This window comes from Pseudomonas sp. NFX15 (assembly GCF_049132105.1).
GTDB lineage: Bacteria > Pseudomonadota > Gammaproteobacteria > Pseudomonadales > Pseudomonadaceae > Aquipseudomonas.
In genome coordinates this window covers 147,735-163,895 of record NZ_JAFMPV010000009.1, presented here as the reverse complement: position 1 = coordinate 163,895, position 16,161 = coordinate 147,735, and the positions used below count along the sequence as shown (strand labels likewise).

11 protein-coding genes and 2 pseudogenes are annotated in these 16,161 nt (G+C 60.1%); all 13 read right to left on the bottom strand.

Going from position 1 to position 16,161, the window contains the following annotated elements:
* Positions 1–46 precede the first annotated feature (46 nt).
* Positions 47–540, bottom strand: a pseudogene (locus J1D76_RS12690) (alpha/beta hydrolase fold domain-containing protein).
* 197 nt (positions 541–737) lie between these two features.
* Positions 738–1,246 (bottom strand): annotated as a pseudogene (locus J1D76_RS12685) (glycine betaine ABC transporter substrate-binding protein).
* A gap of 347 nt (positions 1,247–1,593) precedes the next feature.
* Entirely contained in the window at positions 1,594–2,790 is a 1,197-nt protein-coding gene (locus tag J1D76_RS12680) for a hypothetical protein (protein WP_421138641.1), read from the bottom strand.
* Between the two features lie 247 nt (positions 2,791–3,037).
* Positions 3,038–3,841: an N-formylglutamate deformylase gene (gene hutG, locus J1D76_RS12675; protein WP_421138640.1), complete on the bottom strand. Its 804-nt coding sequence runs from the start codon at positions 3,839–3,841 to the stop codon at positions 3,038–3,040.
* A gap of 10 nt (positions 3,842–3,851) precedes the next feature.
* Complete coding sequence (gene hutI / locus J1D76_RS12670) at positions 3,852–5,057, bottom strand: imidazolonepropionase (protein ID WP_421138639.1); 1,206 nt, start codon at positions 5,055–5,057, stop codon at positions 3,852–3,854.
* 17 nt (positions 5,058–5,074) lie between these two features.
* Positions 5,075–6,481 carry an amino acid permease gene (locus J1D76_RS12665; RefSeq protein WP_421138638.1) on the bottom strand — a complete coding sequence of 469 codons (1,407 nt, stop codon included), beginning with the start codon at positions 6,479–6,481 and terminating at the stop codon, positions 5,075–5,077.
* 91 nt (positions 6,482–6,572) lie between these two features.
* Positions 6,573–8,105, bottom strand: coding sequence for a histidine ammonia-lyase (gene hutH, locus J1D76_RS12660; RefSeq protein ID WP_421138637.1), 1,533 nt, complete (start codon positions 8,103–8,105; stop codon positions 6,573–6,575).
* Positions 8,106–8,223: 118 nt separating this feature from the next.
* Positions 8,224–9,747: an HAL/PAL/TAL family ammonia-lyase gene (locus tag J1D76_RS12655; protein ID WP_421138636.1), complete on the bottom strand. Its 1,524-nt coding sequence runs from the start codon at positions 9,745–9,747 to the stop codon at positions 8,224–8,226.
* A gap of 142 nt (positions 9,748–9,889) precedes the next feature.
* Positions 9,890–10,720, bottom strand: coding sequence for a quaternary amine ABC transporter ATP-binding protein (locus tag J1D76_RS12650; RefSeq protein ID WP_421138635.1), 831 nt, complete (start codon positions 10,718–10,720; stop codon positions 9,890–9,892).
* Positions 10,717–11,568 carry an ABC transporter permease gene (locus tag J1D76_RS12645; RefSeq protein ID WP_421138634.1) on the bottom strand — a complete coding sequence of 284 codons (852 nt, stop codon included), beginning with the start codon at positions 11,566–11,568 and terminating at the stop codon, positions 10,717–10,719. The genes J1D76_RS12650 and J1D76_RS12645 overlap by 4 nt, the downstream gene beginning before the upstream one ends.
* A 70-nt stretch (positions 11,569–11,638) precedes the next feature.
* Positions 11,639–12,607 carry an ABC transporter substrate-binding protein gene (locus tag J1D76_RS12640; RefSeq protein ID WP_421138633.1) on the bottom strand — a complete coding sequence of 323 codons (969 nt, stop codon included), beginning with the start codon at positions 12,605–12,607 and terminating at the stop codon, positions 11,639–11,641.
* Between the two features lie 69 nt (positions 12,608–12,676).
* On the bottom strand, positions 12,677–14,143 hold the full coding sequence (locus J1D76_RS12635) for a purine-cytosine permease family protein (protein ID WP_421138632.1): 1,467 nt from the start codon (positions 14,141–14,143) through the stop codon (positions 12,677–12,679).
* A 121-nt stretch (positions 14,144–14,264) separates the two neighbouring features.
* On the bottom strand, positions 14,265–15,932 hold the full coding sequence (gene hutU / locus J1D76_RS12630; protein WP_421138631.1) for a urocanate hydratase: 1,668 nt from the start codon (positions 15,930–15,932) through the stop codon (positions 14,265–14,267).
* Between the last annotated feature and the right edge of the window lie 229 nt (positions 15,933–16,161).

The window sequence follows — 16,161 nt, the reverse complement described above, 5'->3', positions numbered from 1 at the left end:
GGGCATCATAAACCCGAATTACGTCAATGAGCATGCCCATGCAGAGTCAGAGTCTTGCCGACAGATATCCGAACAAGGTTTCGTACAGTGCATCGACCTCGGCCGCCTGCCCGCGAGCCCGTAAACAGCCATGAACCAGGCCCTCGCCGACGTATAGTGTGGCAGCCACGCCTGCAGCATTCAGTCGCTCGGCATACAGCACGCCGTCATAACGCAACGGGCGATCACCCGTACACCGAGTGTCGATGCCCATTCGGCGCAGATGAAATCGTGGGAGTCGAGGTCTCCCACCACCCAGCCGCCGCCATGCAGATAAACGATGCACGACGCACCACTGGCCGGTGGCTGATAGGAACGAACAGCAACACCGTCCAACCCGAAATCAACCACAGACAACCCGGCGGGGCGCGCCGGGGTAAACGCCCGGCACATCTCGCTGTAGGCCTGGCGCAACCCGATGATGCTGCTGTCGCGGCTGTTGAAACTGACGGTTTTCTCGACGAATGCCGTCATTTGTTTGGAAAGCGGGTAAGGAGCCATGGGTTTGTTGCCCGTTGGATCAGAAAATTACGAACTGGAAATACAACATTTGTGGCGAGGGGGCTTGCCCCCGTTCGAGTGCGAAGCGCTCGCAAATTCCACGGCCGATCCGTTTCTCAGGGGCCGCTGCGCAGCCCAACGGGGGCAAGCCCCCTCGCCACAGTGGTCTCATTCGCCTCATCAACGGTGTTCAGCCATCAGTTTTTCAAACTGGCCTGAACCGTCGCCACGCCGTCCTTGCCATCGAAACTGCTGACACCCGCCAGCCAGCGCTGCAAGTCTTCGGGATGGTCACGCAGCCATTTTTTCGCGACATCTTGAGCGGTTTGGCGCTCCATGATCGGCACCATCAGCTGGCTTTCCTGGGCGGTTTGTCCAGGACCTTGACCTGATTGGCCGCCACGAAGGGTGCGATGTTTTTATCCATCGCCGGTTTCCAGTAACCGAGGAAGATGTCCAGGCGCTTGTCGCGGATGCCGGCGAAGATGATTTGCTGCACGGCGCTGGTTTGCTTGCTTTCGTAGCCCAGACCGTTAAGCAACACATCGGCCATGCCACTGGTGGCGATCACGTCGGTCCAGTTGACCACGCCCATGCGCACGGTTTTGCAGGAGGCGTCGTCCGCGGCCATGGCGCCGGCGCTCAGCAGAGCGGTACCGCAGAAGATTGAGAGACAGCGAGTGAACAGACCTTTGGGGCTTGTCATAGGGAGCATTCTCGTGCGGCAGCGGATTATTGTCGGGGCGGTGTCTTTGTGCACCGTGGCCAGAACATTACGCAGCAGACGAGCGGTAAAAGTGACCTGTGGCGACCGAGATTTGCACAGTGGCGACTGTCAGGTGTGGTGAGGAACATACTGATGGCTGAGCGAGGGACTTATCAACCCGGAATGAAATGATGAGCATCAACCGCAGATAATCAGAAAATCCGAATTGTCAGAATCGATGAAGTGGTTGAAAAGAATGGAAGTGAGATGCTCAAAACTTCTGCCACCGCCCATCTCATATACAGGACAGGTGGCAGAAGACGGTAACCGACTACGTCATTGGACCTTTAAGTCACGCTGAATTTCACTACTTCGCTCCATCGAGACTGCAGATCGCCCCTATACTGCCTGACCTGAAAGGAATAATCGCCAGGGGTGGTCAAGCTTGCAGTGCCGTACCACTTGTTGCCTTCGACATTAATATCAATTTGCTGATCCGATGGAATAAAAGCCAATTGAACCCGGGCGCCCTCCTCGCATGAACCCTCAAATTTTACGCTACCAGGTGGACAGCTGCTTCCGGAAAGAGGCTCGGTTGTCACGGGAGGCACAGGTGCATTGGCATCTCCCACATAGGTCCTCCAACTAAGGCTCTGCCTAATTATGTTATTCCCCCCATCAAAATATATAAACCCCAGCTTGACGTACCCGGTTGTACTTGAATCTCTAGCCTTCATAGGCCCAACAAGTCCCGCCCACCGTCCATCTACCATAGAAAGAGAATTAGCTATAAGCCCCCATTCATCATATGCACCCACATAACTTTTCATGCCGGAACCGGGAGTACATGTACCTTCGAAGTACACATAATCACCCTCACGATATGTATCCATTTCGTAAGGTGGTGTTGTAATACTTAGTTCAGGCCTATTGTCTTGGAGACCTACCCCAATCCAGCAACCCACTACACTAGAGGTCTCTTCGCCAATCGCTTGCCTGACCTTGATAAATATTATTTCCTTCTGATTGAGGGTAAGATCACAAGACCATGTTGTGTCGGTTACATTGGCGCGCACTAATAAATTTTCGTCCAGGTCAAATAAACTGACTTCCGCACCTTCTTTACACGTTCCTTGGAAATGCACGGCCCCCCCCAGTGAAACAAAACTGAATTCTGGCGGTTCGGTAACCACTGGCTGAGGCAGGCTGGTGCGTAGCACAATAAACGCGGGCACTTGGTGTGAATCTGAAAGAACGCCTTTGACCGCCTGCCGTACCTGAATATTTTCGTAACTTCCCGCGTCGGGGTTAATTAGAAGGTAACTCCAATTGGTGCCAATCGCCGGGACGGCTTCCCAACTGGAGGGAGAGGTCGATATCTCTACGCTCGCGCCGTCCAGGCATGTGCCGGCAATACGAACATAGTTGACATACAGCCCCATAAGTTTTGGCCATTCAACCACAGGGGCTGGTGGCTTTTCTGCGGTCGCGGCGGGTGGAGATCCCCCTGAAATTTCGAACGTTTCTTTGCTGATGTCAGTCATGACGCTGTACTCCCTCTTCGTGGAACCTGTTCACGGAATGAGGAAGTAGTGTCGGTAAGAATCGGGGGGACGAACACCTGTCAGAAATGATAGTTCCGACCAGCGGTTGCCTTGATGCAACATTGAAAATGGGCACATACCTGTGGGAGCGAGTCTGCTCGCGATGGCGGTGGATCAGTCGACATGGATGTAACAGACAGTCCGCTATCGCGAGCAGGCTCGCTCCCACAGGGTTATATGCCAGGCATTAAGCCTTGTAGTACTTCTCGCCCCAGGCCAGCAGCCCTTGCAGCAACTCCTTGAGTACCACCCGCGTCGGCTCCGCCAGGTCCGGTCGATAGCGGAACGGCTCGAACTCTTCCATGTAGGTGCACTGCCCCAGTTCCAGTTGCACCGCATGGATGTTCTCGGCCGGGTTGCCGTAATGGCGGGTGATGTGGCCGCCCTTGAAGCGCCCGTTGAGCACGTGGGTGTAGTTGTCGTGAAGCGCGCAGATCGCTTCCAATTGAGTGGCAAGCTGTGGATCGCAACTGGCGCCGTTGAAGGTACCGAGGTTGAAGTCCGGCAGTTTGCCGTCGAACAGGTGCGGGATAATCGAGCGGATCGAGTGGGCATCAAACAGCAGCGCGTAGCCGAACTCGGCTTTCAGGCGCGCCAGTTCGTTTTGCAAGGTGTTGTGATACGGCGTCCAGATCTGCTCCAGATAAGTCGCACGTTCTTCTTTCGAAGGCTCCAGCCCTTCGCGGAACAACGGCACACCGTCGAACAGCGTCGCTGGATATAGCCCGGTGGTGGCGCCCACATACAGCGGCTTGTCATCCGATGGCCGGTTCAGGTCGATGACAAACCGCGAGTACTCGGCGGCCAGGGTACTGGCGCCCAGTTCGGCGGCGAAATCGTACAGCTGCGGGATGTGCCAGTCGGTGTCCGGCAGGCTTTTCGCGTCAGGGATCAACCCGGCTTCGACCGCAGGCGTCAGGCGCACACCGGCGTGGGGCATGCTGATCAGCAGCGGTACGCGGCCTTGTTTGAATTTCAGAACCTTATCCACAACAGATCTCCTACAGACTTGATTCGACGCCGTGGCGCACGACGCGTTTTTCCAGGTCGCCGCCCAGCCAGTAACACAGGTCGGCCGGACGATCGATTTGCCAGGCGACGAAATCCGCGACCTTGCCGACCTCCAGCGAACCATGGGTGTCGGCCATGCCCAGCGCGGTGGCGGCATGAATCGTCGCGCCGGCCAGGGCTTCTTCCGGGGTCATGCGGAAGCAGGTGCAAGCCATGTTCAGCATCAGGCGCAACGACAGTGCTGGCGAGGTGCCCGGGTTGAGGTCGCTGGCGATGGCGATTTTCACGCCGTGCTTACGCAGGGCGTCCATTGGCGGCAATTGGGTTTCGCGCAGGAAGTAGAAGGCGCCTGGCAGCAACACCGCGACGGTGCCGGACTCGGCCATGGCGATGGCGTCGTCCTCGGTCATGAATTCCAGGTGATCGGCGGACAGTGCGTGGTAGCGCGCCGCCAGGCTCGAGCCGTGCAGCGACGACAACTGCTCGGCATGCAGCTTCACTGGCAGGCCCAGTTTCTGGGCGGTAATGAACACCCGCTCGACCTGCGCCGGCGAGAACGCCAGGTATTCGCAGAAGGCATCCACGGCGTCCACCAGCCCTTCGGCGGCGAGGGCCGGAAGCATTTCAGCGCAGATGTGATCGATATAGTCGTCAGCGCGGTCCTTGTACTCCGGCGGCAAGGCGTGAGCCGCCAGGCAGGTGCTGCGCACGCTGACCGGCAGTTCCGCGCCGAGGCGACGGGCCACGCGCAGCATCTTGCGTTCGTTGGCCAGGTCCAGGCCGTAGCCGGACTTGATTTCGATGCTGGTGACGCCATCACGCATCAGACTTTTCAGGCGCCTGGCGGCACTGGCGAACAGTTCATCTTCGCTCGCGGCGCGGGTGGCGCGCACGGTGCTGGCGATGCCGCCACCGCTGGCGGCGATTTCCGCGTAGCTGACGCCTTGCAGACGCTGCTCGAATTCGCCGCTGCGGTTACCGCCGAACACCGTGTGAGTGTGGCAGTCGATCAGGCCCGGTGTGACCCAGGCCCCGTTCAAATCATTGACGGCCGGGTACTCGCCCGCCGGCAACTCTCCGCGCGGGCCGATCCACTCAATGTGCGCTCCTGACGTCACGATGGCCGCGTCCTCGATGATCGAGTAGACGCCTTGTGCCATGGTTGCGACGTGGCAGTGTTGCCAGAGAGTTTTCATCCTTGGCCTCCGTTAGGTTATCGATGAGAAAAAGTAGGGTTCTGCGTCACCAGGGCTGCCTGGCCCGCCGCCGGTTTCACCCACGTCAGGTAAGCCAGCACCAGCAACACGATCCAGACCACGCCGACGATCAGCGCTGCCTGGGTGTCCGGGAAATAGCCCAGCACGCCGAAAATGAACAACATGAAGGCAATCGCCGCCGCCGGCGCATAGGGCCAGAGCGGTACCGGGAACTTCAGTTGTGCCACTTGCTCGGCGCTCATGGAGCGGCGCATGGCCACTTGGGTCACCAGAATCATCAGCCAGACCCACACCGTGGCAAAGGTCGCGATGGAAGCGATCAACAGGAACACGTTTTCCGGGATCAAGTAGTTCAGTAACACGCCCAGCAACAGCGCGGTACTCATCACCACCACCGTCATCCACGGCACGCCATTACGCGACAGGCGGGCGAAACCCTTGGGCGCATGGCCTTGCTGGGCCAGACCGAACATCATGCGGCCAGCGCCGAAGATGTCACTGTTGATCGCCGAAATCGCCGCCGTGATCACCACGATATTGAGGATGGTGGCCGCCGAGCTGATCCCCAGCTTGTCGAAGATCTGCACGAACGGGCTGCCCTGGCTGCCGATCTGCTGCCATGGAAAGATCGACATCAGCACCAGCATCGTCAGCACGTAGAACAGCAGAATCCGCAACGGCACAGCATTGATCGCCCGGGGCAACACGTGCTGCGGGTCTTTGGCTTCACCGGCCGTTACGCCGATGATTTCTATACCGCCAAACGCAAACATCACCACCGCGAACGAAGCGATCAGACCGCCCATGCCATTGGGCATGAAACCGCCCTGGGTCCAGAGGTTGCTGATGTCGGTCGCCTGGCCGGGGGCCGTACTGATGCCGAACAGCATGATGCCGAAACCACCCAGGATCATTGCGACGATGGCCGCGACCTTGAGCAGCGACAGCCAGAACTCCATTTCACCGAAGACTTTGACGTTGCACAGGTTCAGGCCGCCGACGATGGAAACAACACCCAGCACCCAGATCCAGCGGGAAACTTCCGGGAACCAGAAGCCCATGTAAATCCCGAACGCCGTGACGTCGGCCATGCCGACGATGACCATTTCGAATGCGTAGGTCCAACCGAGGATGAAACCCGCCATCGGCCCCAGGTAGGTGCTGGCGTACTGGCCGAAAGAGCCGGCCACCGGGTTGTGCACCGCCATCTCACCGAGGGCGCGCATGACCATGAACACCGCCGCGCCACCGATCAGGTACGCGAGCAGCACCGCAGGCCCGGCCATTTGAATGGCCGAGGCAGATCCATAAAACAGCCCGGTGCCGATTGCCGACCCCAGCGCCATGAAGCGTATATGTCGGGCAGAAAGCCCGCGTTTCAACCCTTTTTCTGGCTGTGCCATTTCTCGTCCCTAATTATTGTTATTCGACGCAAAATCGAATCGCCGGCAAACCGGCTCCTGTAGGAGCTGGCTTGCCAGCGAAGGGGCCCTTTTAAAGGCTCGGCAGCAACTTCGCCGTCACCAGCTCATTCAAGCAACGCGAAGCCAACAATTCAGTCGCCGCATTGATGTCCGGCGCGAAGAAGCGGTCTTTCTCATAGAAAGGCACTTCGTTACGCAGAATGGCACGGGCCTTTTCCAGTTTCGGCGAGGTCTTCAAGCCATTGCGCAGGTCCAGGCCCTGAGCGGCTGCCAGCCATTCCACGGCAAGAATGCCACGGGTGTTTTCAGCCATTTCCCACAGACGCTTGCCGGCAGCCGGCGCCATCGACACATGGTCTTCCTGGTTGGCGGACGTTGGCAGGCTGTCCACCGAATGCGGATGGGACAGTGCCTTGTTCTCGCTGGCCAGTGCCGCTGCGGTCACTTGGGCAATCATGAAACCGGAGTTCACGCCGCCATTGGCCACCAGGAACGGCGGCAGTTGCGACATGTGCTTGTCCATCATCAGCGAGATGCGGCGCTCGCTCAGGGAGCCGATTTCGGCGATGGCCAGCGCCATGTTGTCAGCAGCCATGGCCACCGGTTCGGCGTGGAAGTTACCACCGGAAATCACGTCGCCTTCAGCGGCGAATACCAGCGGGTTATCCGACACGGCGTTGGCTTCGACGGCCAGCACTTCGGCAGCCTGGCGGAACTGGGTCAGGCAGGCGCCCATGACTTGCGGCTGGCAGCGCAGGGAGTACGGGTCTTGCACCTTCTCGCAGTTTTCGTGGGAGTCGGAGACTTCACTGCGCTCGTCGAGTAGGTCGCGGTACGCGGCAGCGGCGTCGATCTGGCCTTTCTGACCACGGGCCGCGTGGATGCGCGCGTCGAATGGCGAGCGCGAGCCCAATACCGCTTCAACGGTCAGGCCGCCCAGCGCCACAGCGCCAGCGAACAGGTCTTCACCTTCGAACAGGCCACGCAGGGCAAACGCGGTGGACACTTGCGTGCCGTTGAGCAGCGCCAGGCCTTCTTTCGCCGCCAGGGTCAGCGGGGTCAGGCCAGCGACTTTCAGCGCCTCGGTCGCTTCCATCCACTCGCCTTTGTAGCGCGCCTTGCCTTCGCCCAGCAGCACCAGCGACATGTGGGCCAATGGCGCCAAGTCACCGGAGGCACCGACCGAGCCTTTCAGCGGGATGTGCGGATATACCTCGGCGTTGATCAGGGCGATCAGCGCGTCGATCACCACGCGGCGAATGCCGGAGAAACCACGGCTCAGGCTATTGACCTTGAGCACCATGATCAACCGTACCAGCTCGTCGCTGATTGGCTGGCCGACACCGGCGGCGTGGGACAGCACCAAGGAGCGCTGCAGGTTTTCCAGGTCTTCGCTGGCGATGCGGGTCGAGGCCAGCAGGCCGAAACCGGTGTTGATGCCGTAGGCGGTGCGGTTCTCGGCGAGGATCTGCTCGACGCAGGCGACGCTGGCTTCGATCTGGGCCGAGGCGCTGTGGTCGAGGGTCAATTTCACCGGCTGCTGATAGACGTCACGCAGTTGGGCGAGGGTCAGTTGGCCGGGGATCAAATTAAGCGCAGTCATTTCATTCTCCTTTTGAGAGTTTTTTATTAACTACCAGACGCTCCGGATAATTCCGTTGTCCGTCGCTTCCCCTTTGTTGAAGGGGCTGGCGCCTTGGCACGCTGGTTTTGTTTGGAAATCAGTTCAGGTTCGGTAAAGCTTTTTGCAGCACATTCGAGTCTTTCAATACAGCGGCGGCGGCAGCGATGTCCGGCGCCAACCAACGGTCCTGATCGTAAGCCGGGACACGTTCGCGCAGCAGACGCCAGGCGGTATCGGTGCCGGCGCCGAAGCGTTGTTCTTTCAGGAATTCGAAGGCTTGTGCAGCCAGCAGGTATTCGATGGCGAGGATCTGCGTGCAGTTTTCCAGCGCGCGGTGCAGCTTCAGCGCAGCGTTGGTGCCCAGACTCAGGTGGTCTTCCTGCAGGCCCGAGGTCACGTAGTTATCCAGCACCGCCGGTTGTGCCAGTTGACGGTTCTCTGCACACAACGAAGCCGCCACGTATTGCACGATCATCATCCCGGAGTTCACCCCCGGATTGGCCACCAAAAACGCCGGCAGGCCACTGACGTGCGGGTTGATCAGGCGGTCCAGGCGACGCTCGGCGATGGAGCCGATTTCCGCCATGGCAATTGCCAGCAGGTCCGCGGCCATCGCCACGGACTGGCCGTGGGGGTTGGCCTGGGACACCACGCGGTAATTGTCCGCAGTGCCGAGCACCAGCGGGTTATCGGTGGCGCCGTTGAGTTCGGTTTCTATTTGCTTGATCGCGTGCACCAGTTGATCGCGCGCGGCGCCGTGCACCTGCGGGATCGAGCGGATGCTCAAGGCATCCTGGGTGCGAATGCCTTTGCTCTGGGCGATCACTTCGCTGCCGTCGAGCAGGGCTCGCAGATTGATGCCAACTTGCTGCATGCCGGGGTGCGGCTTGAGCGCGATGATCTCGGCATCGAACGCGTCGATCTGCCCGCGCTGGGCTTCAAAGCTCATGGCGCCAATCACGTCGGCCCATTCCAGCAGGCGCGTGGCATCGCCGATCGCCAGGCAGCTCAGGCCGGTCATGCACGGCGTGCCGTTGACAAGACACAAACCGTCTTTGGCACCGAGCTTGACCGGTTGCAGGCCTTCTTCGGCCAGGGCTTGTTGCGCCGAGACGACTTGGCCGCGATGGCTCACGTTGCCGACACCCAGCAGCGCGATGCCGATGTGCGCCATGTGGGTCAGGTAGCCCACGGAACCCTGGGACGGCACTTGCGGGGTGATGCCGCGGTTGAGCAACGCCAGCAGCGCTTCGACCACCTGGCGGTGCAGGCCGGATTTGCCGTGGCTGTAGTTGACGACGGCGGCGCACATGATCGAGCGGGTCTGTTCGTTGCTCAGCGGTGCTCCGACGCCACAGGCGTGGCTGAGCAAGGTGTTGCGCGACAATTGGCTGAGTTGTTCGTCCTGCAGCGAGACGTTGCACAGCGCGCCCAGGCCGGTGTTGATGCCGTAGGCACGCTCGCCGCTGGTGACGATGCGCTGGACGATGGCCTGGGCGTTTTCAATACGCGCCCAGATCGGCGCCGACAGCTCAAGCTGTGCGCCATCGCGGGCTACGGCAACCACGTCCTGCCAGGTGACTGGCGCTTGGGTGATAACGATTTTTTCAGCCTGGGACATCTTTGACCTCGTGCTTACAACCTGAATATTGATGCAGCTTTACCGGCCCCTTCGCTGGCAAGCCAGCTCCTACAGGGGTCCACATTCCAATGTAGGAGCTGGCTTGCCAGCGAAGGGGCCGGCACAGTCACCGCAAAATCTCTTAAACCACCGCCGCCCGACGCTGCACAAAGCGGTCGACATACTCATCCGCCGGCGAGTGCAGGATCTCTTTCGGCGTGCCGACCTGGATCAGGCGGCCGTCCTTGAGGATCGCGATGCGGTTGCCGATGCGCACGGCCTCGTCGAGGTCGTGGGTGATGAACACGATGGTCTTGTGCAGGGTCTTTTGCAGTTCCAGCAACTGGTCCTGCATCTCGGCGCGGATCAGCGGGTCGAGGGCGCTGAAGGCTTCGTCCATCAGGATGATGTCGGTGTCTGCCGCCAATGCGCGGGCCAGGCCGACACGCTGGCGCATGCCGCCGGAGAGCTGGTGCGGGTATTTGTTTTCGTAGCCCTTGAGGCCCACGGTGTTGATCCAGTGCAGCGCGCGCTCCGCGCACACCTGCTTGCTCTCGCCACGGATCTTCAGGCCGTAGGCGACGTTGTCCAGCACGCTCTTGTGCGGCAACAGGCCAAAGCTCTGGAACACCATGCTGATCTTGCGCCGACGAAATTCGCGCAGGGCTTCCATGTCGTATTGCAGGATGTCCACGCCGTCCACTAGGATCGCGCCGCTGGTCGGGTCGATCAGGCGATTGAAGTGGCGCACCAGGGTCGACTTGCCGGAACCCGACAGGCCCATGATCACGAAGATCTCGCCGCTGCCAATGCTCAACGACAGGTCATTGACGCCGACCACGCAGCCGGTTTCGGCCAGCACCTGGTCCTTGGTCTTGCCCTGGCCAACCATGGCCAGCGCTTCCTTGGAACGGTTGCCGAAAATCTTGAAGACGTTCTTGACTTCGATCTTGCTCACGGTTGCGTTGTTCATTTGCTCACCTCATGCCGTGGACGACCGTACGCCTGAGTAATGCGGTCAATCACCACGGCCAGAATCACGATCGCCAGACCGGCTTCGAGGCCACGTCCGACGTTGAGGGTCTGGATCCCCACCAGCACGTCTTCACCCAGGCCACGGGCACCGATCATCGAGGCGATCACCACCATCGACAGGGCCATCATGGTGGTCTGGTTGATCCCGGCCATGATGCTCGGCAGGGCCAGCGGCAGTTGCACGCCGAACAGTTGCTGCCAGCGGTTGGCACCGAAAGCGTTGATCGCTTCCATCACTTCGCCGTCGACCTGGCGAATGCCCAGATCGGTCAGGCGGATCAGCGGCGGCGCGGCGTAGATCACGGTGGCGAAAATCGCCGGGACCTTGCCCAGGCCGAACAGCATCAGCACCGGAATCAGGTACACGAAGCTCGGCATGGTCTGCATGATGTCCAGCAATGGCATCAGCACCGAACGCAGGCGATTGCTGCGCGCCGAGAGGATGCCCATCGGCACGCCAATCAGCACCGAGATGATCGTCGCCACCATCATCAGCGCCAGGGTTTGCATCAGCTTGTCCCAGAGGCCAACCGCACCCACCAGGAACAACAGGCCGACGATGACGGCGGTGGTCACGACCTTGCGGGTCGCGTGCCAGGCGACACCGGCCACGATGGCCAGCATCAACCACCAGGGCGCTGCACGCAGCAGGCTTTCAAGATTGACGATGGCCCACAACAAGGTGTCGGAAATGTGCCGGAACACGTCGCCGTAGTTGGTGACCAGCGAATCGACCCAACCGTTGACCCAGTCGGCGATGGAAAAGGTAAAGCTTTCGGGAAACATAAGAGGCTCTCAATCAAGGGGTTGCGATCAAGCATCCGACTGCCGTCGCCGACAGCCGGAGACACTTAACCTACAAGGCCGCGTCGATCTTTTTGGCTGCGTCTTCGCTCACCCATGCGTGCCAGACTTCAGGATGTTCCTTCAAGAAGATCTTCGCCAGTTTTGGCGACTCGATCCGCTCTTTGGTCATGCGCCCCAGGTTCTGGTTGAGAATGTCGATCGGCAGGTTGACCTTTTCGAGCACGGTCACCAGTTCCGGCGCTTCGTCGTGGAAGGTTTTGGACAGGCCGACCTTGATGGTCACGGTCTTGTCGACGCCTGGCTTCTCTTCGAGTTTCACCACGTCAACCTGGCCCATCAACGGGGTTGGCGACCAGTAGTAGAACAGGATCGGCTCGCCACGCTTGTAGCTCGACAGCACGGCGGCATCCAGCGCCGGGCCAGTGCCTGGACGGAAGTTGGTGTAGGTGCTTTCCAGGCCGTAGCTTTTCAGCATTTCGCTGTTGTCGAGTTCACAGGTCCAGCCGGCCGGGCAGTTGTAGAAACGGCCCTTGGACGGCTCTTCGGCGTCCTTGAAGATCGCCGAGTATTTGCCCAGGTCGGCAATGTTTTTCAGGTCCGGGGCTTTAGGCTCGAGCTTGCGCTTGGCATCGCCCTCGATCACGTAGCGCGGCACGTACCAGCCTTCAACCGCGCCCACCACAGGTGCGCCGACACCGACGACCTTGCCGGCTTTTTCAGCCTTGTTCCAGACTTCGCTGCGGCCGACCCACTCTTCGGCAAACACTTGAATGTCGTTGCTGCTCAGGGCGTTTTCCATGGTGATGGAGTTACCCGGCAGGCTGTCTGTCTTGCAGTCGTAGCCTTTCTCCAGCACGACCTGCAGCACGTCGGTCAGGAGCATGGCGCTTTCCCAGTTCAGGCCGGCGAATTTCACAGGTTTGCCCGACTCGCACCAGCCCGCCGCCTGAGTGGCGCCGGCGCTGGCCAGCAGGCCCATGGAAAGCAGTGTGGTCAGCAGGGTCTTGTTCGATTTCATTGTTGTGACGCTCCTAATCATGAATGGGCTTACGGCAGTCAAGAGGCATCCAGCCCTGTCCACGTCCAATCAGGCCTGCGCCGCGGCGCGACCGACATTCAGCTGTTGTTCGGTGACCGCGCCCTGCTCGACCGGCAGGATCAAACGATCAGGCACGCTACCGTGCCATTTTTTTGCACATACGTAATACAGGGCGGCGGGCAGTACGAGACCGATGATCCAGGAAATATCCACATCACCGAGGGCCGCCACCAGCGGACCGGTATAGAACTTGGTGGAAATGAACGGCAGTTGCACCAGCACACCGAACACATAGACGCTGATACCGAGCAGGTTCCAACGACCGTAGCGACCGTTCGGATCGGCCAGCGCCGGCACGTCATAACGCTCGCGGGTGATGCAGTAGTAGTCCACCAGGTTGATCGCGCTCCATGGCGTGAAGAACGCCAGCAGGAACAGGATGAAGGACTTGAACGCACCGAGGAACGAGTGCTGGCCGAGCAACGCCATCAGGGTCGCCGCACCGACGATGACCAGCACGAAGACCAGGCGCTGCAAGCGTGAGACCTTCAGTTCACCCCGGACACCGCTGATGATGGTCGCGATGCACATGAAGCTGCCGTAGGAATTGAGCGTCGAAATAGTGACCTTGCCGAACGCGATGCTGAAGTACAGTAGCGCGGCGGTGGCACCGGTACCGCCCAGGCCCACGATGTAGGCCACTTCATGACCGGCGAATTGTCCGTTGGCCGAAGCGGCCGCGAACACGCCGAGGACCATCGCCACCTGCGCGCCAATGACTGAGCCGGCGCCCGCCGCGAAAAAGGTTTTCACCGAGGACACCTGGCTCGGCAAGTAGCGGGAATAGTCAGCCACATAGGGGCCGAAGGCGATCTGCCAGGATGCCGCGAGCGACACCGCGAGCAGGAAGCTGCTCCAGCTGAAGTGACGGATTTGCAACAGCGCGCCAACGTCAACCTGGCTCACCAGACGGCTGAACAGGTAAACGAACGCAATCACGCCAATGACACTGGCGATACGGCCGATCCAGTGGATCACCCGATAACCGAGTACCGTGACCACCACGATGACACTAGCAAAAAGCAGGATACCGACGGTGTCGCTGACCCCAAACAACTGGCCCAGCGCCTGGCCGGACAGCACGGTGCCCGTGGCGGTGAAGCCCAGGTACATCAGGCACACCAGCACGATCGGGATGGCCGCACCATAAACGCCAAACTGCACGCGGCTGGAGATCATCTGCGGCAGGCCAAGCTTCGGCCCTTGCGCCGCATGCAGTGCCATCACGCCGCCGCCGAGCAACTGACCGATCAACAGACCGATCAACGACCAGAACACATCACCGCCCAGGACCACGGCCAATGCGCCGGTGACAATCGCGGTGATTTGCAGGTTGGCACCCATCCAGAGGGTGAACTGACTGAATAGACGACCGTGTCTTTCCGCTTCCGGGATGTAGTCGATCGAGCGTTTCTCGATCAACGGTTTACTGCCTGCACGTTCGCTGTTAGCCATTATTGTTGAACCTCTGTGGGCACTTTTGTAGGAGCTGGCTTGCCAGCGAAGGCAGTCTGCCTGAGACACCGCGGTGTCTGGCTCGCCAGCAAGCCGGCTCCTACAGGGTTGGTTTTTTATTTTATTTGCCGGTAATCATCGGCAGGTTCAGCCCTTGTTCCTTGGCGCAGTCGATGGCGATCTGGTAACCCGCATCGGCGTGACGCATGACACCGGTGGCCGGGTCGTTGTGCAGCACGCGAGCGATACGCTCAGCCGCTTCGTCCGTACCGTCGCAGACAATCACCATGCCCGAGTGCTGGGAGAAGCCCATGCCGACGCCGCCGCCGTGGTGCAACGAAACCCAGGTCGCGCCGCTCGCCGTGTTGAGCAGTGCGTTGAGCAGCGGCCAGTCGGACACAGCGTCGGAACCGTCCTGCATCGATTCGGTTTCGCGATTCGGGCTGGCCACCGAACCGGAGTCGAGGTGGTCGCGACCGATGACGATTGGCGCCGACAGCTCGCCGCTGCGCACCATTTCGTTGAACGCCAGGCCAAGCTTGGCGCGCAGGCCCAGGCCAACCCAGCAGATACGTGCCGGCAGCCCCTGGAAGCTGATGCGCTCACGGGCCATGTCCAGCCAGTTGTGCAGGTGGGCGTCGTCCGGGATCAGCTCTTTAACCTTGGCGTCGGTCTTGTAGATGTCTTCAGCGTTGCCCGACAGTGCAGCCCAACGGAATGGGCCGATGCCACGGCAGAACAGCGGACGGATGTAGGCCGGTACGAAGCCTGGGAAATCGAATGCGTTTTCCACGCCTTCTTCTTGCGCCATCTGACGGATGTTGTTGCCGTAGTCGAAGGTCGGCACGCCCATTTTCTGGAAGTCGAGCATCGCTTTGACGTGCACGGCCATCGACTGCTTGGCGGCCTTGATCACTGCGGCAGGTTCAGTCTTGGCGCGTTCGCGGTACTGGTCCCAGGTCCAGCCAGCCGGCAGGTAGCCGTTGAGCGGGTCGTGGGCGCTGGTCTGGTCGGTGACCATGTCCGGGCGCACACCGCGCTTGACCAGTTCCGGCAGGATTTCAGCGGCGTTGCCCAGCAGCGCGATGGAGATCGCCTTGCCTTCGGCAGTGTACTTGGCGATGCGGGCCAGCGCGTCGTCGAGGTCTTTGGCTTGCTCATCGACATAACGGCTTTTCAGGCGGAAATCGATGCTGACCTGCTGGCACTCGATGTTCAGCGAGCAAGCGCCGGCCAGGGTTGCCGCCAGCGGTTGTGCGCCACCCATGCCGCCCAGGCCAGCGGTCAGTACCCACTTGCCCTTGAGGTCATCGTTGTAGTGCTGGCGACCGGCTTCGACGAAAGTTTCGTAGGTGCCCTGGACGATGCCCTGGCTGCCGATGTAGATCCAGCTGCCGGCGGTCATCTGGCCGTACATGGCCAGGCCTTTGGCGTCCAGTTCATTGAAGTGTTCCCAGCTCGCCCAGTGTGGCACCAGGTTGGAGTTGGCGATCAGCACGCGGGGTGCATTGGTGTGGGTCTTGAACACGCCGACCGGCTTGCCGGATTGCACCAGCAGGGTCTCGTCGTCGTTCAGGTTGGTCAGGCTTTCGACGATCTTGTCGTAGCATTCCCAGTTACGTGCCGCACGACCGATACCACCGTAAACCACCAGCTCTTTAGGGTTCTCGGCGACTTCAGGGTCGAGGTTGTTCATCAGCATGCGCAGCGGCGCTTCGGTCAGCCAGCTCTTGGCGGTCAGCTTGTTACCGCGGGCAGCGCGGATTTCAACGTCACGAAATTTAGTCACGAAAAGAACTCCTCAGCAATCAATCCAAAACCAACCCAGGCAGTGGGCGAGCAAGCCGATGGGCATCAGTGCACACCGGCGAATCAGTGGACGACGGTTGAGTCTTCGTGACTCATACGCATACGTCTTTACTTGTACATACAAGCATATGCAATCAAGCGGCCAACTTGTTGGATGGGCATTCAAGAAAAATCCTGAAACAGCTGGAGAGCGCCTGGAACAGGGGTTC